General features: G+C 59.0%; 20 protein-coding genes and 1 riboswitch. Of the genes, 10 read left to right on the top strand and 10 right to left on the bottom strand.

The features are described 5' to 3' along the window. Positions 1–3 precede the first annotated feature (3 nt). Together glnE and hldE are read left to right on the top strand one after the other, a co-directional pair. Entirely contained in the window at positions 4–2841 is a 2838-nt protein-coding gene (glnE, locus tag KHQ28_RS01605) for a bifunctional [glutamate--ammonia ligase]-adenylyl-L-tyrosine phosphorylase/[glutamate--ammonia-ligase] adenylyltransferase (protein WP_032418354.1), read from the top strand. 58 nt (positions 2842–2899) lie between these two features. Then, positions 2900–4333 carry a bifunctional D-glycero-beta-D-manno-heptose-7-phosphate kinase/D-glycero-beta-D-manno-heptose 1-phosphate adenylyltransferase HldE gene (gene hldE / locus KHQ28_RS01600; RefSeq protein ID WP_002916858.1) on the top strand — a complete coding sequence of 478 codons (1434 nt, stop codon included), beginning with the start codon at positions 2900–2902 and terminating at the stop codon, positions 4331–4333. Between the two features lie 77 nt (positions 4334–4410). Here the strand turns inward: hldE and KHQ28_RS01595 are convergent, their stop codons facing one another. Continuing rightward, on the bottom strand, positions 4411–4560 hold the full coding sequence (locus KHQ28_RS01595) for a hypothetical protein (RefSeq protein ID WP_004144536.1): 150 nt from the start codon (positions 4558–4560) through the stop codon (positions 4411–4413). Between KHQ28_RS01595 and glgS the strand changes: the two genes are divergently transcribed. Then, positions 4552–4749 (top strand): cell surface composition regulator GlgS, encoded by a 198-nt coding sequence (gene glgS / locus KHQ28_RS01590; RefSeq protein ID WP_002916857.1) that lies wholly within the window; start codon positions 4552–4554, stop codon positions 4747–4749. The genes KHQ28_RS01595 and glgS overlap by 9 nt on opposite strands. A 35-nt stretch (positions 4750–4784) precedes the next feature. Here glgS and KHQ28_RS01585 read toward each other — a convergent pair whose 3' ends face one another. After that, positions 4785–5057, bottom strand: a complete 273-nt coding sequence (locus tag KHQ28_RS01585; protein WP_004174355.1) for an accessory factor UbiK family protein — start codon at positions 5055–5057, stop codon at positions 4785–4787. Between the two features lie 120 nt (positions 5058–5177). Further along, positions 5178–5329: riboswitch (FMN riboswitch) on the top strand. 105 nt (positions 5330–5434) lie between these two features. On the opposite strand from KHQ28_RS01585, the gene ribB reads away from it, so the two are divergent. Further along, entirely contained in the window at positions 5435–6088 is a 654-nt protein-coding gene (gene ribB, locus KHQ28_RS01580) for a 3,4-dihydroxy-2-butanone-4-phosphate synthase (RefSeq protein WP_023159075.1), read from the top strand. Positions 6089–6149: 61 nt separating this feature from the next. Here the strand turns inward: ribB and zupT are convergent, their stop codons facing one another. After that, a complete protein-coding gene (zupT, locus tag KHQ28_RS01575; protein ID WP_002916852.1) occupies positions 6150–6920 on the bottom strand; it encodes a zinc transporter ZupT in 771 nt (256 codons plus the stop codon). Between the two features lie 186 nt (positions 6921–7106). Here zupT and ygiD point away from each other — a divergent pair, with 186 nt between their 5' ends. Continuing rightward, positions 7107–7898 carry a 4,5-DOPA dioxygenase extradiol gene (gene ygiD / locus KHQ28_RS01570; protein ID WP_004181331.1) on the top strand — a complete coding sequence of 264 codons (792 nt, stop codon included), beginning with the start codon at positions 7107–7109 and terminating at the stop codon, positions 7896–7898. 44 nt (positions 7899–7942) lie between these two features. On the opposite strand, the gene KHQ28_RS01565 is transcribed toward ygiD, so the two are convergent. The 3 genes from KHQ28_RS01565 to tolC all read right to left on the bottom strand — a co-directional run bounded on the left by KHQ28_RS01565 (position 7943) and on the right by tolC (position 11417). After that, positions 7943–9103 carry a glutathionylspermidine synthase family protein gene (locus KHQ28_RS01565; RefSeq protein ID WP_004144540.1) on the bottom strand — a complete coding sequence of 387 codons (1161 nt, stop codon included), beginning with the start codon at positions 9101–9103 and terminating at the stop codon, positions 7943–7945. Positions 9104–9108: 5 nt separating this feature from the next. Next, positions 9109–9780, bottom strand: coding sequence for a DUF1190 family protein (locus KHQ28_RS01560; protein ID WP_002916849.1), 672 nt, complete (start codon positions 9778–9780; stop codon positions 9109–9111). A gap of 167 nt (positions 9781–9947) precedes the next feature. Next, positions 9948–11417: an outer membrane channel protein TolC gene (gene tolC / locus KHQ28_RS01555; protein WP_004150921.1), complete on the bottom strand. Its 1470-nt coding sequence runs from the start codon at positions 11415–11417 to the stop codon at positions 9948–9950. Between the two features lie 196 nt (positions 11418–11613). Between tolC and nudF the strand changes: the two genes are divergently transcribed. From nudF to parE, 5 genes are read left to right on the top strand one after another with little or no spacing between them, the layout of a single operon-like run. Beyond that, positions 11614–12246: an ADP-ribose diphosphatase gene (nudF, locus tag KHQ28_RS01550; protein WP_002916848.1), complete on the top strand. Its 633-nt coding sequence runs from the start codon at positions 11614–11616 to the stop codon at positions 12244–12246. Further along, on the top strand, positions 12243–12665 hold the full coding sequence (locus KHQ28_RS01545; protein ID WP_002916847.1) for a DUF1249 family protein: 423 nt from the start codon (positions 12243–12245) through the stop codon (positions 12663–12665). Before nudF ends, KHQ28_RS01545 begins: the two co-directional genes overlap by 4 nt. Before the next feature lie 24 nt (positions 12666–12689). Further along, on the top strand, positions 12690–13517 hold the full coding sequence (gene cpdA, locus KHQ28_RS01540) for a 3',5'-cyclic-AMP phosphodiesterase (protein WP_002916846.1): 828 nt from the start codon (positions 12690–12692) through the stop codon (positions 13515–13517). Next, positions 13517–14092: an esterase YqiA gene (gene yqiA, locus KHQ28_RS01535; RefSeq protein WP_002916845.1), complete on the top strand. Its 576-nt coding sequence runs from the start codon at positions 13517–13519 to the stop codon at positions 14090–14092. The genes cpdA and yqiA overlap by 1 nt, the downstream gene beginning before the upstream one ends. A gap of 30 nt (positions 14093–14122) precedes the next feature. After that, on the top strand, positions 14123–16018 hold the full coding sequence (gene parE, locus KHQ28_RS01530; protein WP_002916844.1) for a DNA topoisomerase IV subunit B: 1896 nt from the start codon (positions 14123–14125) through the stop codon (positions 16016–16018). A 72-nt stretch (positions 16019–16090) separates the two neighbouring features. Here the strand turns inward: parE and KHQ28_RS01525 are convergent, their stop codons facing one another. The 4 genes from KHQ28_RS01525 to qseB form a co-directional block, all read right to left on the bottom strand. Next, on the bottom strand, positions 16091–16405 hold the full coding sequence (locus KHQ28_RS01525) for a putative quinol monooxygenase (protein ID WP_002916842.1): 315 nt from the start codon (positions 16403–16405) through the stop codon (positions 16091–16093). Between the two features lie 80 nt (positions 16406–16485). Then, the gene (locus tag KHQ28_RS01520) at positions 16486–17067 is read right to left on the bottom strand and encodes an NAD(P)H-dependent oxidoreductase (RefSeq protein WP_002916840.1); all 582 of its coding nucleotides are present in this window, start codon (positions 17065–17067) and stop codon (positions 16486–16488) included. 106 nt (positions 17068–17173) lie between these two features. Then, on the bottom strand, positions 17174–18517 hold the full coding sequence (gene qseC / locus KHQ28_RS01515; protein ID WP_032418355.1) for a quorum sensing histidine kinase QseC: 1344 nt from the start codon (positions 18515–18517) through the stop codon (positions 17174–17176). Further along, entirely contained in the window at positions 18514–19173 is a 660-nt protein-coding gene (qseB, locus tag KHQ28_RS01510) for a quorum sensing response regulator transcription factor QseB (protein WP_002916836.1), read from the bottom strand. Before qseB ends, qseC begins: the two co-directional genes overlap by 4 nt. Positions 19174–19229: the final 56 nt, after the last annotated feature.

The following is a 19229-nucleotide window of genomic DNA, read 5'->3' as shown; positions in this document are numbered from 1 at the left end:
CTTATGATGCCGCTTTCTCCGCAGTTACAGCAGCACTGGCAGACGGTCGCTGACCGTCTGCCAGCGGATTTTCCCGTTGCCGAACTGAGCCCACAGGCCAGGTCGGTGATGGCGTTCAGCGATTTTGTCGAACAGAGTGTGATCGCTCAGCCGGGCTGGCTGAATGAGCTTGCGGACTCCGCGCCGGCGGCGGAAGAGTGGCGGCATTACGAAGCCTGGCTGCAGGAGCGCCTGCAGGCCGTCACTGACGAAGCGGGGTTGATGCGAGAGCTGCGTCTCTTCCGCCGCCAGATGATGGTCCGCATCGCCTGGGCGCAGGCGTTGTCGCTGGTGCGCGAAGAAGAGACGCTGCAGCAGCTGAGCGTCCTGGCGGAGACCCTGATTGTCGCCGCCCGCGACTGGCTGTACGCCGCCTGCTGTAAGGAGTGGGGAACGCCATGCAATGCCGAAGGTCAGCCGCAGCCGCTGCTGATCCTCGGCATGGGAAAGCTGGGCGGCGGCGAACTGAACTTCTCTTCCGATATCGATCTGATCTTTGCCTGGCCGGAGCATGGCGCCACCCGCGGCGGCCGTCGCGAGCTGGATAATGCCCAGTTCTTTACCCGCCTGGGGCAGCGGCTTATCAAGGCGCTGGATCAGCCGACGCAGGACGGCTTTGTTTATCGGGTGGATATGCGCCTGCGGCCGTTTGGCGACAGCGGGCCGCTGGTGCTCAGCTTTGCGGCGCTGGAAGATTATTACCAGGAGCAGGGGCGGGACTGGGAACGCTACGCGATGGTGAAAGCGCGGATCATGGGCGATAACGACGGCGCCTACGCCAGCGAACTGCGCGCGATGCTTCGCCCCTTCGTCTTCCGCCGCTATATCGACTTCAGCGTGATCCAGTCGCTGCGTAACATGAAAGGCATGATCGCCCGTGAAGTGCGGCGTCGCGGGCTGAAAGACAACATCAAGCTCGGCGCCGGCGGCATTCGTGAAATTGAATTTATCGTTCAGGTCTTTCAGCTGATCCGCGGCGGTCGCGAACCTGCGCTGCAGCAGCGCGCGCTATTGCCGACACTGGCGGCGATTGATGAGCTGCATCTGCTGCCGGAAGGCGACGCGACGCTGCTGCGCGCGGCCTATCTGTTCCTGCGCCGGCTGGAAAACCTGCTGCAAAGTATCAACGATGAACAGACCCAGACCCTGCCGCAGGATGAACTGAACCGCGCCAGACTGGCGTGGGGGATGCATACCGATGACTGGGAGACGCTGAGCGCGCAGCTGGCGAACCATATGGCCAACGTACGGCGGGTGTTTAATGAACTGATCGGCGATGACGAGGCTCAGTCGCCAGATGAGCAGCTGGCCGAGTACTGGCGCGAGCTGTGGCAGGATGCGCTGGAAGAAGATGACGCCAGTCCGGCGCTGGCGCATTTAAACGACGCCGACCGCCGCAGCGTGCTGGCGCTGATTGCCGATTTCCGCAAAGAGCTGGATCGGCGCACCATCGGCCCGCGCGGCCGCCAGGTGCTGGATCAGCTGATGCCGCATCTGTTGAGCGAAATCTGCTCGCGCGCCGATGCGCCGCTGCCTCTGGCGCGGATCACGCCGCTGTTGACCGGGATCGTCACCCGCACCACCTATCTTGAACTGCTGAGCGAATTCCCCGGCGCGCTGAAACACCTGATTACGCTCTGCGCGGCATCGCCGATGGTCGCCAGCCAGCTGGCGCGCCACCCGCTGCTGCTGGATGAGCTGCTGGATCCCAACACCCTCTATCAGCCGACGGCGACCGATGCCTATCGCGACGAGCTGCGTCAGTATCTGCTGCGGGTGCCGGAAGAGGATGAAGAGCAGCAGCTGGAGGCGTTGCGCCAGTTCAAGCAGGCGCAGCAGCTGCATATCGCGGCGGCGGATATCGCCGGCACCCTGCCGGTGATGAAGGTCAGCGATCATTTAACCTGGCTTGCCGAAGCGATCCTCGACGCGGTGGTGCAGCAGGCATGGGGGCAGATGGTGGCTCGCTACGGCCTGCCGACCCACCTGCACGATCGCCAGGGGCGCGGCTTCGCCGTCGTCGGCTACGGCAAGCTCGGCGGTTGGGAGCTGGGCTACAGCTCCGATCTCGACCTGGTGTTCCTCCATGACTGCCCGGCGGAGGTGATGACCGACGGCGAGCGGGAGATTGACGGCCGTCAGTTCTACCTGCGGCTGGCCCAGCGGATCATGCATCTGTTCAGCACCCGCACCTCGTCCGGTATTCTTTACGAAGTGGACGCCCGGCTGCGCCCTTCCGGCGCGGCGGGGATGCTGGTTACCACCGCTGACGCGTTTGCCGACTATCAGCAGAACGAGGCCTGGACGTGGGAGCATCAGGCGCTGGTGCGCGCCCGCGTGGTCTATGGCGACCCGGCGTTGCAGGCGCGCTTTGACGCCATTCGTCGCGATATCCTGACCACCCCGCGGGAGGGCGCAACCCTGCAGACCGAGGTTCGCGAGATGCGCGAGAAGATGCGCGCCCACCTCGGCAACAAGCATCCCAATCGTTTTGATATCAAAGCCGATGCCGGCGGGATCACGGATATTGAATTTATTACCCAGTATCTGGTCCTACGCTATGCCAGCGACAAGCCGAAGCTGACCCGCTGGTCTGATAATGTGCGTATTCTCGAGCTGCTGGCGCAGAACGACATCATGGACGAGGAGGAAGCGCGCGCCTTAACGCACGCGTACACCACCTTGCGTGACGCGCTCCATCACCTGGCCCTGCAGGAGCTGCCGGGACACGTGGCGCCAGAGGCCTTCAGCCGGGAGCGCGAGCAGGTCAGCTCCAGCTGGCAGAAATGGCTGATGGCTTAACTATAAAATCGGGTGTGCTATTATCGCGCGCAAAGTTTGCGTCTCGCAGGAGAGAGTCATGAAAGTAACGCTGCCGGAGTTTGAACGTGCAGGAGTGTTGGTGGTGGGTGATGTGATGCTGGACCGCTACTGGTACGGCCCCACCAGTCGTATTTCCCCGGAAGCCCCGGTGCCGGTGGTGAAGGTGGAAAATATCGAAGAACGTCCTGGCGGCGCGGCAAACGTAGCGATGAACATTGCCTCGCTGGGGGCAACCTCGCGCCTGGTGGGATTGACCGGGATTGATGACGCCGCCCGCGCGCTGAGCCAGGCGCTGGCCAACGTCAATGTGAAGTGCGACTTCGTCTCCGTCCCGACTCACCCGACTATCACCAAGCTGCGGGTGCTGTCGCGCAATCAACAGCTGATCCGCCTCGACTTTGAAGAGGGCTTCTCCGGCGTCGATCCGCAGCCGATGCACGAGCGCATTCAGCAGGCGCTGGGCTCTATTGGCGCGCTGGTCCTTTCGGACTATGCCAAAGGGGCGCTGACCAGCGTCCAGACCATGATCCGACTCGCACGTGAAGCGGGCGTGCCGGTGCTGATCGATCCGAAAGGCACCGATTTCGAACGCTATCGCGGCGCGACGTTGCTCACCCCGAACCTCTCTGAGTTTGAAGCGGTGGTGGGCAAGTGCCAGGATGAAGCGCAGATCGTTGAGCGCGGCATGAAGCTCATCGCCGAATTCGAACTGTCGGCGCTGCTGGTGACGCGCTCTGAGCAGGGGATGACGCTGCTGCAGCCGGGACGTCCGCCGCTGCATATGCCGACCCAGGCCCAGGAAGTGTACGACGTGACCGGCGCCGGTGACACGGTGATTGGCGTGCTGGCGGCGACCCTGGCGTCCGGCAACACCCTGGAAGAGGCCTGCTATTTCGCTAACGCCGCGGCGGGCGTGGTGGTCGGTAAGCTGGGTACATCCACCGTTTCCCCTGTCGAGCTGGAAAACGCGGTCCGCGGCCGGGCTGAGACCGGCTTTGGCGTGATGAGCGAAGAGGAGCTCAAACAGGCGGTTGCGGCGGCGCGCAAGCGCGGCGAGAAAGTGGTGATGACCAACGGCGTCTTCGACATTCTGCATGCCGGTCATGTCTCCTATCTGGCGAATGCGCGCAAGCTGGGCGACCGTCTGATCGTGGCGGTCAACAGCGATGCCTCCACCAAACGTCTGAAAGGCGAAACCCGCCCGGTGAACCCGCTGGAACAGCGGATGATCGTGCTGGGGGCGCTGGAGGCCGTCGACTGGGTGGTATCATTTGAAGAAGATACTCCGCAGCGCCTGATCGCTGGCATCCTGCCGGATCTGCTGGTCAAAGGCGGCGACTACAAACCGGAGCAGATCGCCGGCAGCGAAGAGGTCTGGGCGAACGGTGGCGAAGTGCTGGTGCTCAACTTTGAAGATGGCTGCTCAACTACCAATATTATTAAGAAAATACAAAAAGATAGCGACAAATAAGCTTTTCGCTATTCACCGGTTTGTACGGTGAAGCATCACGGCCTGCGATAGACGTATCGCGGGCCGTTTTTATTTAATCATGTGGAAAATGATTTAGCGCAATAAATAATCATGTTAAGCGCATTTTTCGTACAAATCGCGTTAAGGTAAGCGTAAATACTGAAGTGAGTAAAAGGCATATGACTGATCAGAACATCCACCGCTGAAGGAGTATGCGCATGAACCATAACGATATGTATTCAATGAAGAATTTTGATTTTTTGGCGCGGAGTTTCGCCAGAATGCACGCCCAGGGCCAGCCAGTTGATCTTCAGGCCATTGTCGGCAATATGGATGAAGAACATCGTGAATGGTTTTGCCAGCGCTATGAACTGTACTGTCGCCAGGTGAGTAGTCAGGCGGAAGCCGCCCATTAAGCCAAACGCAAAACGGGCCCCCAGGGGCCCGTTTTTTACTGCTGCTCTTCGCTGCCCGGCGTCGTCGCCGGGCGGTTTTCGAGGTCATTCAGGCGCTGCTCCAGCAGCGCCAGTTTTTCCCGGGTCCGCAGCAGCACCTGAGTCTGCACGTCAAACTCTTCGCGGCTAACCAGATCCAGACGGGTCAGCTGCGACTGCAGCGCCTGGCGGATTTTCTTCTCAACATCCTCACCCAGATCGCGAAGTCCTTTTGGCATCGACTCATGGACCTGGCGGGCGATTTGTTCAATTTTTTTCGGGTCAATCATGGTGGTTTCCTGCTCGGGTCGGATGATTGATCATTGTAGTGCGAACCAGGCCGCCTATAAACCAGAAATGTTTGAAGCTTATGCATTGCCGAGGATAGTCAATAGCGTTATAGTTATCTCGCTTATTCTCAGGGCGGGGCGAAATTCCCCACCGGCGGTAAATCAACCATGGCGTTGAAAGCCCGCGAGCGCTTCCCGTGACTACGGGAAGGTCAGCAGATCCGGTGTAATTCCGGGGCCGACGGTTAAAGTCCGGATGGGAGAGAGTAACGGCACAGTCGGGCCCAGGCCCGCTCGCGTTGACTTTTGCCGCTAAACCGGCGCTCCTAAGACTGCCCTGATTCTGGTAACCATAATTTTAATGAGGTTTTTTTACCATGAATCAGACGCTCCTTTCTTCTTTTGGTACCGCTTTTGAACGTGTGGAACACGCTTTGAACGCCCTGCGCGAAGGCCGCGGCGTGATGGTGCTTGATGATGAAGACCGTGAAAACGAAGGCGATATGATCTTCGCCGCTGAAACCATGACCGTTGAGCAGATGGCGCTGACCATTCGTCACGGCAGCGGCATTGTGTGCCTGTGCCTGACCGAAGATCGCCGCAAACAGCTGGATCTGCCGATGATGGTAGAGAACAACACCAGCGCCTACGGCACTGGCTTCACCGTGACCATCGAAGCGGCCGAAGGTGTGACCACCGGCGTCTCCGCTGCCGACCGCGTGACCACCGTCCGCGCGGCCATCGCCGACGGCGCGAAACCTTCCGATCTTAACCGTCCAGGTCACGTCTTCCCGCTGCGTGCGCAGCCGGGCGGCGTACTGACCCGCGGCGGCCACACTGAAGCCACTATCGACCTCGTGACCCTGGCTGGCTTTAAACCGGCAGGCGTGCTGTGCGAGCTGACCAATGACGATGGCACCATGGCCCGCGCGCCGGAGTGCATCAAGTTCGCTCAGCAGCACAATATGGCGGTAGTCACGATTGAAGATCTGGTGGCCTATCGTCGCGAACATGAGCGTAAAGCCAGCTAAATAGCGGTTCGCTACGCCCGAGCACAGCCCACTTGTTAGTGGGCTGTGTTGTTTCTGCGCTTTAACCGATGCCCATCGTCTGGAGTACCACCAGGCTCAGCCCCATGACCGACATCCCGCACAGGACGCCGTAGCTTGGATTGCTTTGCGGATCGATCTCTTTCGCCAGCGGCATCAGTTCATCGACCGACAGCGCCACCATAATCCCGGCGACGGCAGCCATGATCGCGCCCATCACCAGCGGCGAGACCAGGCTCCCCAGAATCAACCACGCCAGCACGCCGCCCAAAATTTCCGCCATGCCGGAAAGCCCGGCCCAGAGCACCGCTTTGCTGCGCGAGCCGGTGGCGGCATACACCGGTCCGGCAACCGCCAGTCCTTCCGGAATATTGTGCAGGGCGACGGCAAGGGCGACGCCCATGCCAAGCTCGAGGTTGTTGCTGGCCGTGACATAGGTGGCGATCCCTTCCGGAAAGTTATGCAGGCTGATCCCCAGCGTCAGAAGAATAGCGGTGCGGCGTAAGTTGCGCGGGCGCGGCATGGCGGGAGTCATCAGATCCTGCGGGTGGGCGTGCGGCAGCAGGCGGTCAAGGCCAAAGTAGCCCAGCAGGCCGACAACAAACATTCCGTAGCCGAGCAGCGGCGACATGCCCTCGGCGGCCAGCGCGGCAGGCAGCATTTCCATCAACGAAATCAATAGCATAATCCCGGCGGCAAAGCCGAGGGAGAAGCCAAGCAGGCGGTTAGAGGGTTTCTGGCCAATCACGCCGAATATGGCGCCAATGAAGGTTGCGCTACCGGCTAACAGCGTCAATATTAAGGGTGATGACATCGCTTCTCTCCCTGTGAAAATAATTACATACGAGTATATTGCCTGAGGATGCGCGTACGGGACACGTCCTTTTACCGCGAATTACATTCAAATTTTCTGACGATCATCATCATGGTTATCTGAGTTTATCTTGGCGCAAAAGCGCGTAATGTGAGCACATCACATTGACACCCTAAGGATATCATCATGTCCCGTACCCGAATGCCCGCGTTGTTTCTCGGCCATGGCAGCCCAATGAACGTGCTGGAAGACAACCGTTATACCCGCGCCTGGGCTCAACTGGGCGAAACCCTGCCGCGTCCGAAAGCGATCGTGGTGGTCTCTGCGCACTGGTTTACGCGCGGTACGGGCGTAACGGCGATGGAGGCGCCGAAGACCATTCATGACTTCGGCGGTTTTCCGCAGGCGCTGTATGACACGCATTATCCGGCGCCGGGCTCTCCGGCGCTGGCGCAACGGCTGGTGGAGCTGCTCTCGCCGGTGCCGGTCACCCTCGATACAGAAGCCTGGGGATTTGACCATGGCTCGTGGGGCGTGCTGATTAAAATGTATCCGCAGGCGGATATCCCGATGGTTCAGTTGAGCATCGACAGCACCAAACCGCCGGCCTGGCATCTCGAAATGGGGCGGAAACTGGCCTCGCTGCGTGATGAAGGCATTATGCTGGTGGCCAGCGGCAACGTGGTGCATAACCTGCGCACCGCCCGCTGGCATGGCGAGAACACGCCGTACCCTTGGGCAGAGTCCTTCAATAACTACGTGAAGGCGAATCTGCAATGGCAGGGGCTGGACGAGCAGCACCCGCTGGTTAACTACCTGGCACACGAAGGGGGCTCGCTCTCCAACCCGACGGCGGAGCATTTCCTGCCGCTGCTGTATGTCCTGGGGACGTGGGATGGCGTTGAGGCGATAACGATCCCAGTCGATGGCATCGAGATGGGCTCGCTGAGCATGCTGTCGGTGTTGGTTGGCGCCTGATGATAGCGCGCTCCGGCGGCATTTACCGTCGCCGGAGCGCGGCATTATTCGACGAAAATGTGCGGATAGAAGCGCGACAGATCCTGGGTGATCAGCGCCCGGTCTTCGCGAATACCGATCCCTGCAGGCTGGTCGTTGATGAGCCAGCTGCCAATCAGCGTATAGCTATCGCCAAACTTCGGCAGCGGGTAAAACGCCTGCACGATGGTGCCTTCTTCCCCGTACGGGCCTTCTACTGCCTCCACCACTTTGCCATTTTCAACGATCGACACGTTAGCGCCTTCGCGGGAGAAGATTGGCTTAATGACGTACTTCTCCATCTCCGGGTGAGTATCTTCGCTGAAGTAGGCCGCCAGCAGATTAGGGTGATTGGGGAACATCTCCCACAGCATCGGCAGCAGCGCCTTGTTGGAGATAATGCTTTTCCACGCCGGCTCCAGCCAGCGGACGCCAGCGTCTTCCAGCTTGGTGGAGAACATCTCCCGCAGCATAAACTCCCACGGATAGAGCTTGAACAGATTGCCAATCACCTGATCCTGCAGATCGGTAAACTGGCCTTTTTCGCCCAGGCCGATATCTTCAACGTAGAGGAATTCCGTCGCCAGCCCCGCTTCAGCGGCGCAGTCCTGCAGATACTGCACGGTACCGCGATCTTCAACGGTATCGCGGCAGCAGGCCATATGCAGCAGCTGAAAGCCAAACTGCTCGCGCAGCTCGCCGAAGCGATCGATCAGCTTTTCCTGCAAACTGTTGAACTGGTCGCTGCCCGCCGGCAGCTTGCCGGCGTTGAGCTGATCTTCCAGCCAGATCCACTGGAAGAAGGCCGCTTCATACAGCGAGGTCGGGGTGTCGGCATTGTTCTCCAGCAGCTTCGGTTCGCCGACGCCATCCCAGGCCAGGTCGAGACGTGAGTAGAGCGACGGCTGGTTGGTTTTCCACGACTGGCGCACAAAACCCCAGGTGTGTTTAGGGATGCGGAATTTGGTCATCAGCTCATCGCTGGCGATCACTTTTTCCACCACCTGGAGGCACATCTGATGTAGCTCAGCGGTGACCGCTTCCAGCTTTTCCACCTGCGCGAGGGTCAGCTTGTAATACGCCTCTTCGCTCCAGTAGGGCTCGCCGTACATGGTATGGAAGTTGAAACCGTACTCGGTCGCTTTCTCGCGCCAGTCCGGGCGCTCGGTAATACTGACTCTTTCCATGTTGCTTAGCCGCCCATTGAGCGAGAAGAGGACGTTGAGCCTGCGGCGCTACGCTGCATGGTCGACTGTTTCGCTACCGACTCGCCAAAGCCGCCGCGGGTGACGGTGGTGGTGGTGGCTGGCTTCGGCGCCATCGCGGTTTTCGGCACGTTCATGGTGCGGCCCGGCTGGGCGGCGCCATAGCTCTTGCCGCTGGCGTCAGTGTACTGACCGTAGGCCGGGCTGGCCGGATTTTTCGAGCTGAACAGCGGCTGCTGTTGCGCCATGCCGCCGCCCATCAGGCGGCCCATCATGTAGCCAGCCATCAGCGGCATCCAGAAGCTGCCGCTGCTTTGCGCCTGCGCCTGGTTTTCCGGGGCGACGCCCGCCTGGGCTGGCGTCTGCTGGCACTGGCCTTCGCCAAACTCGGCGACGCAGTCTTCGCGGGTGGCATACTTCGGCGCAGTGCGCTCTGCCTCTTTTACCGCGTTGGTGTAGGCCGTGGTGCATTCGGCTGCTTTGCCCGGGTTGGCGGCGGAGCAGTCATCGGCGTTCTGGTACAGCGACACCGTTTCGTCGCTTTTTTCACAACCGGCGAGCATAAAGACCGCGGTGACGGCCAGCGCGACCGGCGTCAGATGGCGTGCGCTCCAGCTTTTGCGGAACGACGAATGATTAATATTTTTTGTCCGTTTCATATTTGTCTTCCAGGACCCAGTGGTATGGCGTGTGTTAACGCTCAGGATAGAGGATGAGTGGTGGAAAATGAAGCGAAGAGGGGCGCTAAGCGGGGGATCTTTACGTTGCCTTACGTTTAACGCATCGCCTGTCCGACGGACAGGCGATGCGCATCACAGTATGAGAATTACTGACGGAACGGATTGCTGCCGCTGCTCTGGGTGGTCCGTGCGGACGCCGGCTTCACCGCCGCGGTAGTGTTGCCGTAGCCATCAGCGGTGGCATCCTGTTGCGGATTTTCCGGCGCGACGCTATCTGCGGAGGTGGAGATGGGTTTACCCAGCGTGTTGTTCAGGGCGACCAGATCCTGCTCGTTCAGGGTACCTAACGCCGACTTAATGTTCAGCTCGTTGATCAGGTAGTTGTAGCGCGCATTCGAGAGCTGCTGCTTAGCGTTATACAGCGTAGTGGTGGCGTCGAGGACGTCAACGATAGTACGCGTACCCACCGAGTAGCCAGCTTCCATGGCATCCAGGGAGCTTTGCGCAGAGACCACCGCCTGTTTGTAGGCGTTGATGCTGCTGATGGAGGCGTTCACGTTGTTAAACGATGAACGCACAGTCTGCACGACGCTGCGGTGGGCGCTTTCCAGCTGCTCGCTGGCGCCAACGAAGTTGTATTGCGCCTGCTTGACCTGCGAGGTCACCGCGCCGCCCTGGTACAGTGGCAGAGAGAAGTTCAGGCCGATTTGGTTCTGCCCGTTATCACTGTCGTTGTAGGCGAGCGGGGTATTGGTTTTCGAACCGTTGTAACGCGTATTCGAGACCCCGGTAGAGGCGGAAAGGTTCAGGGTCGGCAAATGGCCGTCCTGCGCCTGACGAATCTGCTCGCGGGCCAGGTCCTGGCTCAGACGCGCCTGCAGCAACGACAGGTTGCGGTTCTCCGCTTCCTTCAGCAGGGCGTTGACCGCCTGCGGCTTGTTGGTTTTAAAGCCATTCACGTTCAGGGAGGCCAGCTCCGGATAGTAATTACCGGTGACCTGACGCAGTCCTTCGACGGCGTTGTCGAGATCGTTACGCGCGGTGACTTCGTTCGCCAGCACGGCATCGTATTGTGAACGGGCGTTCTGTACGTCGGTGATCGCCACCAGGCCTACGTTAAAGCGCTGCGTGGTTTGATCCAACTGGCGGTAAATAGCCTGTTTCTGCGCTTCGGTATAGGAAAGCGTGTCGATGGCGGCCAGCACTTTAAAATAGGCCGTCGCGGTATTCAGAATCAGTGTTTGCTGATCGGTCTGATACGTGACATCCTGAATCCCTGCCGTTTTTTCCTGCAGCGTCAGGGCGCGCCATTTCGACATATCAAACAGAACCTGCGTTAACTGCAGCGAACCGCTGGTGACGTTAGAGTTGACGCCGTTGCTGTCGCGATAGCCATTGGTATAGGTATAATCCGCTCCCAGCCCAAGCTGAGGCAGTAATGGACTGCGCGCTTCGTTGATCTTTTCGAACGCGGCGTCACGATCGGCTGCCGATTTACGCAGATCGGGGTTGCTGATGCGTGCCTGCTGGTAAACCTGAAGCAGGTTTTCCGCCTGGCTCATGGCGCTGAACCCGGTCAGGCTCAGGCCGATAAGAATGGGGAGCAATTTCTTCATTTGCATTCCTTGTTGTGAAGCATTTAGCGCTGGTCTAATTCTAAGAAAAATTCCGCTGATTGTATCGATTCTGCCGCCGTAAAAAGTTGGCGTTACGTGCCATCCGGCGGTAATTTGCACCAATCTAACATACGGACCGTAAAACGGTAGCCAAACGGTTTGGAAATCCCTAATTTCAGATTCGCAGGACATGACAATGAGCAAACCCACGCAGCAGGGAATTACCTTCTCCAAAAATGATGTAGAAATTATTGCACGCGAAACGCTATATCGTGGTTTTTTTTCGCTCGATTTATACCGTTTTCGCCACCGCCTGTTTAACGGCGGCATGAGTGGCGAAATCACCCGTGAAATTTTTGAGCGCGGGCACGCCGCCGTCTTGCTACCCTTTGACCCGGTGCGCGACGAAGTGGTGCTGGTCGAACAAATCCGTATCGCCGCCTATGATACCAGCGAGAGCCCGTGGCTGCTGGAGATGGTCGCCGGCATGATTGAAGCGGGTGAAACGGTGGAAGATGTTGCCCGTCGGGAAGCGCTGGAGGAGGCCGGGCTTGAAGTTGGGCGGACGAAACCAATATTAAGCTATCTGGCCAGTCCCGGCGGCACCAGCGAACGGTTATCGATCCTGGTGGGAGAAGTTGATGCATCGACGGCAAAAGGCATTCACGGCCTGGCCGAGGAAAACGAGGATATTCGGGTGCATGTGGTGAGTCGGGAGCAGGCTTACCAGTGGGTAGAAGAGGGGAAAATCGACAACGCAGCCTCTGTCATCGCCTTGCAATGGCTGCAATTGCATTATCACAATTTACGAAATGAGTGGACAAAATGAAGCGTTATACACCTGACTTCCCTGAGATGATGCGCCTGTGCGAGACCAATTTCGCGCAGTTGCGCCGCCTGTTGCCGCGAACGGATGCAGCGGGTGAGAAGGTAAGCTATCAGGTGGGAAGCGCGCAGTATCGGTTAACGATAGTTGAATCGACCCGCTACACTACTCTGGTGGCAATAGAGCAGACTCTGCCTGCAGTGAGCTACTGGAGCCTGCCATCGATGACCGTCCGCCTCTACCATGACGCCATGGTGGCCGAAGTGTGTTCGAGTCAGCAGATCTTTCGCTTCAAAGCGCGATATGATTATCCTAATAAAAAGTTGCATCAACGCGACGAAAAGCATCAAATTAACCAGTTTTTGGCCGACTGGCTGCGTTACTGTTTAGCACATGGAGCGATGGCGATTCCGGTTTGTTAGCGTCGTTAAACCTAAGGACACCATTTGGAAAGCCTGTTAAACCTACCTCTGGCTGGTGAGGCCAGAGTCAGGATATTACAAATTACTGATACTCACCTGTTTGCTGAAAAGCATGAAACGTTGTTAGGCATCAATACCTGGGATAGCTATCAGGCCGTACTGTCGGCCATTCATGCCTCACAGCGTCCATGCGATCTGATTGTCGCAACAGGCGATCTGGCGCAGGACCACTCCTCCGCGGCCTATCAGCATTTTGCTGAGGGCATCGCGAGTTTTGCTGCACCCTGCGTCTGGCTACCGGGCAACCATGATTTCCAGCCGGCGATGTACAGCACCCTGCAGGAGGCGGGCATTTCCCCTGCCAAGCGCGTGTTTCTCGGCGATCGCTGGCAGATCCTGCTGCTCGACAGCCAGGTGTTTGGCGTTCCCCATGGCGAGCTGAGCGACTTCCAGCTGGAGTGGCTCGAACATAAGCTGGCGGAGGCGCCGGAGCGCTATACCTTACTCCTGCTGCACCATCATCCGCTGCCGGCCGGCTGCAGCTGGCTGGATCAGCATAGTCTGCGCAACGCCGGCGCGCTGGACAGCGCGTTGAGCGCCTGGCCGCGGGTGAAGCATCTTTTGTGCGGCCATATTCATCAGGAACTGGATCTCGACTGGAATGGCCGGCGCATGATGGCGACGCCGTCGACCTGCGTCCAGTTTAAACCGCACTGTGCCAATTTCACTCTGGATACGGTGTCACCGGGCTGGCGCTGGCTGGAGCTTCACCCTGACGGGACGCTGACCACCGAAGTGTGCCGCCTGGAAGGCGCCGCGTTTCATCCGGATATTGCTTCAGAAGGCTACTGATGGCGACGCTCCTTTATCTGCATGGCTTTAACAGCTCTCCGCGCTCGGCGAAGGCGACGGCGTTAAAGACCTGGCTGGCGCAGCACTATCCAGAGATCACCATGGTGGTGCCGGAGTTGCCGCCTTACCCGGCGGAAACGGCGGAGCTGTTGGAGTCCATCGTGCTGGAGCACGGAGGCGAGCCGCTGGGGGTCGTAGGATCGTCGCTGGGCGGCTACTACGCGACCTGGCTTTCGCAGTGCTTTATGCTGCCGGCGGTGGTGGTTAACCCGGCGGTGCGGCCGTTTGAACTACTAAACAATTTTCTCGGCCACAATGAGAATCCATACACCGGGCAGCAATATGTGCTAGAGTCTCGCCATATTTACGATCTCAAAGTCATGCAAATCGACCCGCTCGAAGCGCCGGATTTACTCTGGCTGCTGCAGCAGACCGGGGATGAAGTGCTTGATTACCGCCAGGCCGTTCATTACTACGCCTCTTGCCGGCAGACGGTAGAGGAGGGCGGTAATCACGCATTTGTCGGCTTTGACGATCATTTCACTCAGATTATCGAATTTCTCGGCCTGCGCTAAACGGCCCTGAACGACCTACGAATACACACCATGACGCAATCTTCATATAATGCTGATGCCATTGAGGTACTCACCGGGCTAGAGCCGGTGCGCCGCCGTCCGGGCATGTATACCGACACCACTCGTCCTAACCATCTTGGTCAGGAAGTTATTGATAACAGTGTGGATGAAGCGCTGGCAGGCCACGCCAAACGCGTGGAAGTTATCCTTCATGCCGACCAGTCCCTGGAGGTCATTGACGATGGTCGTGGGATGCCGGTCGACATCCACCCGGAAGAGGGCGTGCCGGCGGTTGAGCTGATCCTCTGCCGGCTGCATGCGGGCGGTAAGTTTTCCAATAAAAACTATCAGTTTTCCGGCGGCCTGCACGGGGTGGGGATCTCGGTGGTCAACGCCCTGTCAAAACGCGTGGAGGTCAACGTGCGTCGCGACGGTCAGGTCTACAGCATCGCCTTTGAAAATGGTGAAAAAGTGGAAGACCTGCACGTCACCGGCACCTGCGGCAAACGCAATACCGGGACCAGCGTCCATTTCTGGCCGGACGAAAGCTTCTTCGACAGCCCGCGCTTTTCCGTTTCACGTCTGACCCACCTGTTAAAAGCGAAAGCGGTGCTGTGCCCGGGCGTGGAAATTGTTTTCCGCGACCAGGTGAACAACAGCGAGCAGAGCTGGTGCTATGCCGATGGCCTGAACGATTACCTGAGCGAAGCGGTGAACGGCCTGCCGCTGCTGCCGGAAAAACCATTCGTCGGCGCCTTCTCCGGCGAGACGGAGGCGGTGGACTGGGCGCTGCTGTGGCTGCCGGAAGGCGGCGAACTGCTGACCGAAAGCTACGTGAACCTGATCCCGACTATGCAGGGCGGGACGCACGTTAACGGTCTGCGTCAGGGGCTGCTCGACGCGATGCGTGAGTTCTGCGAGTACCGTAATATCCTGCCGCGCGGCGTGAAGCTGTCAGCGGAAGATATCTGGGATCGCTGCGCGTACGTGCTGTCGGTGAAGATGCAGGATCCGCAGTTCGCCGGGCAAACCAAAGAGCGTCTGTCGTCGCGCCAGTGCGCGGCGTTCGTCTCCGGCGTGGTGAAGGACGCCTTCAGCCTGTGGCTGAATCAGAACGTGCAGGCCGCGGAGCTGCTGGCGGAGATGGCCATCTCCAGCGCCCAGCGCCGTCTGCGCGCGGCCAAAAAAGTGGTGCGCAAAAAGCTGACCAGCGGTCCGGCGCTGCCGGGTAAGCTGGCGGACTGTACCGCCCAGGATCTGAACCGTACCGAGCTGTTCCTTGTCGAAGGGGATTCGGCGGGCGGCTCAGCCAAGCAGGCGCGCGATCGCGAATATCAGGCGATCATGCCGCTGAAGGGCAAGATCCTTAATACCTGGGAAGTCTCCTCCGATGAAGTGTTAGCTTCGCAAGAAGTGCACGACATTTCGGTGGCGATTGGTATTGACCCGGACAGCGATGATTTAAGCCAGCTGCGCTACGGTAAAATTTGTATTCTGGCGGATGCGGACTCCGATGGTCTGCACATTGCCACCCTGCTGTGCGCGCTGTTCGTAAGACATTTCCGTACCCTCGTGAAAGAGGGGCACGTCTATGTGGCGCTACCGCCGCTGTACCGTATCGACCTCGGTAAAGAGGTTTACTACGCGCTAACGGAAGAAGAAAAAACCGGCGTGCTGGAGCAGCTAAAGCGCAAGAAGGGCAAGCCAAACGTCCAGCGCTTTAAAGGGCTCGGTGAGATGAACCCGATGCAGCTGCGCGAAACCACCCTTGACCCGAATACCCGCCGCCTGGTGCAGCTGGTGATCAGCGATGAGGACGAGCAGCAGACCACGGCGATAATGGATATGCTGCTGGCCAAAAAGCGTTCGGAAGATCGTCGCAACTGGCTGCAGGAGAAGGGCGATATGGCGGATCTGGAAGTGTAAGTCTGTACGCTGCGCCAGACGTAAAAGGGAGCCTCAGGCTCCCTTTTTCATGGCATTACTGAGTCGGCGGACTTAAACGCCAGCCTGCAGAATACGGATGCTGGTCTCCAGCACATCGCCTTTGACCGCTTCCGACCAGGCTTTCATGTGCGGGGTTTGCAGGTGTGCTTCAAGATGCGCGACGCTTTCCCACTGCTCGACCATGACGATAGAGTCGGGCGCTGTGGTCTGGAAGCTGACGCCGGCGGCATGATCCACCAGCGGGGCATAGCCGTGGCAGCCGGCCTCCTGCAAAACGGTCGGAATAATTTTCGCGAACTGATCGAGAACCGCCTGGCGGTGGTGCTGGCCCGGGCGGGTACGGATTTCTGCAATCACTGTTAACATGGTTAACTCAACTCCTTCTGTGTGGATCTCGTCATACTCCAGGTTCGAATAACTCGAAATATGTAGAGCTAGACCCCTAGTTAACCAAAAATTTCCGCCAGATGCTTGCGATATTCTGCGATATACCGTGGGACATCAGGCATTTTAATCACGTCGTTGGCGATAAAGGTCGGCAATGCCTCCATGCCGAGGAACTGATTGGCTTTATGGAACGGCAGGTAAACGCCGTCAACGCCGACGCCGTGGAAGAACTGGTCTTTGTCGGTGAAGGCTTCCATCGGCGCGTTCCAGGTCAGAGAAAGCATATATTTTTTCCCCTGCACCAGGCCGCCTGAGCCATATTTTTTGCTGGCGTCGGAGCGGGTACGGCCATCGCTGGCGTACAGCGAGCCGTGGCCTTCGGTAAAGACGTCATCCATATATTTTTTCACCGTCCACGGAGCGCCCATCCACCAGCCCGGCATCTGCCAGATCACCACATCGGCCCACAGGAAATTCTGTACTTCTTCTTTTACGTCGTACTCGCTTTCGGCGCGAACGCTTTTAACATCGTGCCCGGCGTCGCGCAGATAACTCTCCGCGACCTCGGTCAGGGTGTCGTTCAGTTGACCATTAGAGTGCGCGAACTTTTTCGCCCCATTGATAATCAGGATGTTGCTCATTTTTTACCCTCATATATGAAAATTTGCCGACGATCTTACCCCGCGAAGCGGGGCAGTAAAATGAGCAAAATGTGCAAAGTCTTTTGCCAAATGAGCAATAATCTCGCTACCAGTACACGCGGGCCTCGAAGCCGCCGTCGCGCGCGTTGGCAAAATCAACCTGCATGCCGTGCAGCGAGGCGATGCGCCGGACGATCGACAAGCCCAGGCCGCTGCCCGGCGCCTCCTGCCCCGGCGGACGATAAAAACGCTCGCCAATGCGCGAGAGCGCCTGCGGGCTAATGCCTGGGCCGTTATCGCGCACCCGGAACTCGCGGGCGTTGAGCGTGATATCGACCTGGCTGCCGCGAGGGCTATAGCGTACGGCGTTATCCAGCAGATTGCGCACCAGCAGACTGAGCAGCAGCGGCTGGCCGGTGCGGACGATATGGCTGGCATTAAGATGCAGGCGCAGCTCAATCCCGGACTGCTGCGCCGGGTGATACATCTCCATCACTGCCGACTGCAGCAGATCGGCGATAGCGACCTGCTGCACATCATCCAGTTGGGCGAGCGAGTCCAGCCGCGACAGCGTCAGCAGCTGATCCACCAGTCGGGTGGCGCGATCGATCCCCTGGTGGAGCTGATCCAACGCTTTCTCACGCCCTTCGGGATCGTCCAGGGAGAGTTGGGCGACTTCGGTCTGCACCTTCAGCGCCGCCAGCGGGCTGCGTAACTCATGGGCGGCATCAGAGGTAAACCGACGCTCGCGCAGCATGGCGTCGTGAGTGCGTCGGAACAGCTGATTCAGCGCTTCGACCAGCGGGCGAACTTCGGCGGGGATCTTCTCCACGCTGAGCGAATCCGCCGAGTCCGGCGCGCGCAGGCGCAGCGTGCGCGCCAGATTTTTCAATGGCGCCAGCTCGCGGCTTAACAGCACGATGAGCAGCACGAACATCAGCGGCAGGGCAACCATCCACGGGGTGAGCTGCGAGGTCACGATATCCATCGCCATTTCGCGCCGGTAATCCCACTCCTGGCCGACGGCGATGCGGTAGCGGCCGTCGGCGGTGGTTAACCACAGGAAACGCCACTCGTCATCGTCGTCACGCAGATAGCCATCGCTGAATCCCTCGCGCTGCGAATTCCACTGAATATCCTCTCCGTTCTCGCCGTCATTAAGCACCATTTTGCCGTCGCGGGTGAAGATGGCGAACGCCAGCGCGTCGTCGTCGATGTGCCCGTGGCGTACCTTTTTCTTTTCCCCGAGCAAGGCGGACGGGGCGCGCAGTTCATCGAAATGCATGACGCTCAGGCGGCGAGCGAACAGCAGCTGCTGGGTATCGAACAGCTTATCCAGCTTTTTGCTGGTCTGCTGCCAGGCGATAACGCTGGCCATCCCCCAGGCGGCGGTGGTCAGTACGGCAAACAGCAGCGTCAGGCGCAGGCTCAGGCGGGCAAGTCGTTTCATGCGTCACCCAGGGTATAGCCGATGCCGTGGACGGTACGGATAAAGTCGCTGCCGAGCTTGCGGCGCAGATGATGGACGTGAACTTCCACGGCGTTGCTGGAGACCTCGTCGTCCCAGGTGTAGAGCTTTTCCTCGATAAGCTTACGCGGCAATACGCGCCCGGCGTTGCGCATAAGCAGTTCCAGCAGGGCGAACTCCTTCGGCTTCAGCGCCAGGCTTTCGCCGTCGAGGCTGGCGGTTAAGCGGTTCGGATCGAGGATCACCTTGCCGTGGCGCAGTTCGCTGCTGCTCTGGCCGTGCGCGCGGCGGATCAACGCTTCGAGGCGCGCTGCCACCTCAATCAGGGCGAAAGGTTTGCACAGGTAGTCATCGGCGCCCAGGCGCAGGCCCTCCACCCGCTGGCTGAGGGCATCGCGGGCGGTGAGGATCAGCACCGGCTCATGGCGGCCTTTATCGCGCCATTCGCGCAGAATATCGAGGCCATCGATGCCGGGTAGGGTGAGGTCAAGGATTGCGGCGTCGTAGGGGGCGCTGTATAAGGCATTTTTGCCCTCCAGCCCGGCGGTAAACCAGTCAATGCTAAAGCCCATTTTGCTCAGCCCGGCTTTGATGCCGTCGCCGATAAGCTTGTCATCTTCCACCAGTAATATGCGCATGTTTCCCTCCGACGATCCCGTTTCTTTGCGCAGTAAACCGCGTTGAAGCGGGTGAT

The sequence above is a fragment of the Klebsiella sp. 28 genome (genome assembly GCF_018223905.1).
GTDB classification, from domain to species: Bacteria; Pseudomonadota; Gammaproteobacteria; order Enterobacterales; family Enterobacteriaceae; genus Klebsiella; species Klebsiella pneumoniae.
Note: the sequence above shows the minus strand (reverse complement) of the source record. Positions and strands in the feature narration are given on the sequence as shown.

Excerpts from the sequence above, each read along its gene's own strand:
- glnE (WP_032418354.1), top strand. The coding sequence starts at position 4 with ATGATGCCGCTTTCTCCGCAGTTACAGCAGCACTGGCAGACGGTCGCT.
- hldE (WP_002916858.1), top strand. The coding sequence starts at position 2,900 with ATGAAAGTAACGCTGCCGGAGTTTGAACGTGCAGGAGTGTTGGTGGTG.
- glgS (WP_002916857.1), top strand. The coding sequence starts at position 4,552 with ATGAACCATAACGATATGTATTCAATGAAGAATTTTGATTTTTTGGCG.
- KHQ28_RS01595 (WP_004144536.1), bottom strand. The coding sequence starts at position 4,560 with ATGGTTCATGCGCATACTCCTTCAGCGGTGGATGTTCTGATCAGTCAT.
- KHQ28_RS01585 (WP_004174355.1), bottom strand. The coding sequence starts at position 5,057 with ATGATTGACCCGAAAAAAATTGAACAAATCGCCCGCCAGGTCCATGAG.
- ribB (WP_023159075.1), top strand. The coding sequence starts at position 5,435 with ATGAATCAGACGCTCCTTTCTTCTTTTGGTACCGCTTTTGAACGTGTG.
- zupT (WP_002916852.1), bottom strand. The coding sequence starts at position 6,920 with ATGTCATCACCCTTAATATTGACGCTGTTAGCCGGTAGCGCAACCTTC.
- ygiD (WP_004181331.1), top strand. The coding sequence starts at position 7,107 with ATGTCCCGTACCCGAATGCCCGCGTTGTTTCTCGGCCATGGCAGCCCA.
- KHQ28_RS01565 (WP_004144540.1), bottom strand. The coding sequence starts at position 9,103 with ATGGAAAGAGTCAGTATTACCGAGCGCCCGGACTGGCGCGAGAAAGCG.
- KHQ28_RS01560 (WP_002916849.1), bottom strand. The coding sequence starts at position 9,780 with ATGAAACGGACAAAAAATATTAATCATTCGTCGTTCCGCAAAAGCTGG.
- tolC (WP_004150921.1), bottom strand. The coding sequence starts at position 11,417 with ATGAAGAAATTGCTCCCCATTCTTATCGGCCTGAGCCTGACCGGGTTC.
- nudF (WP_002916848.1), top strand. The coding sequence starts at position 11,614 with ATGAGCAAACCCACGCAGCAGGGAATTACCTTCTCCAAAAATGATGTA.
- KHQ28_RS01545 (WP_002916847.1), top strand. The coding sequence starts at position 12,243 with ATGAAGCGTTATACACCTGACTTCCCTGAGATGATGCGCCTGTGCGAG.
- yqiA (WP_002916845.1), top strand. The coding sequence starts at position 13,517 with ATGGCGACGCTCCTTTATCTGCATGGCTTTAACAGCTCTCCGCGCTCG.
- parE (WP_002916844.1), top strand. The coding sequence starts at position 14,123 with ATGACGCAATCTTCATATAATGCTGATGCCATTGAGGTACTCACCGGG.
- KHQ28_RS01525 (WP_002916842.1), bottom strand. The coding sequence starts at position 16,405 with ATGTTAACAGTGATTGCAGAAATCCGTACCCGCCCGGGCCAGCACCAC.
- KHQ28_RS01520 (WP_002916840.1), bottom strand. The coding sequence starts at position 17,067 with ATGAGCAACATCCTGATTATCAATGGGGCGAAAAAGTTCGCGCACTCT.
- qseC (WP_032418355.1), bottom strand. The coding sequence starts at position 18,517 with ATGAAACGACTTGCCCGCCTGAGCCTGCGCCTGACGCTGCTGTTTGCC.
- qseB (WP_002916836.1), bottom strand. The coding sequence starts at position 19,173 with ATGCGCATATTACTGGTGGAAGATGACAAGCTTATCGGCGACGGCATC.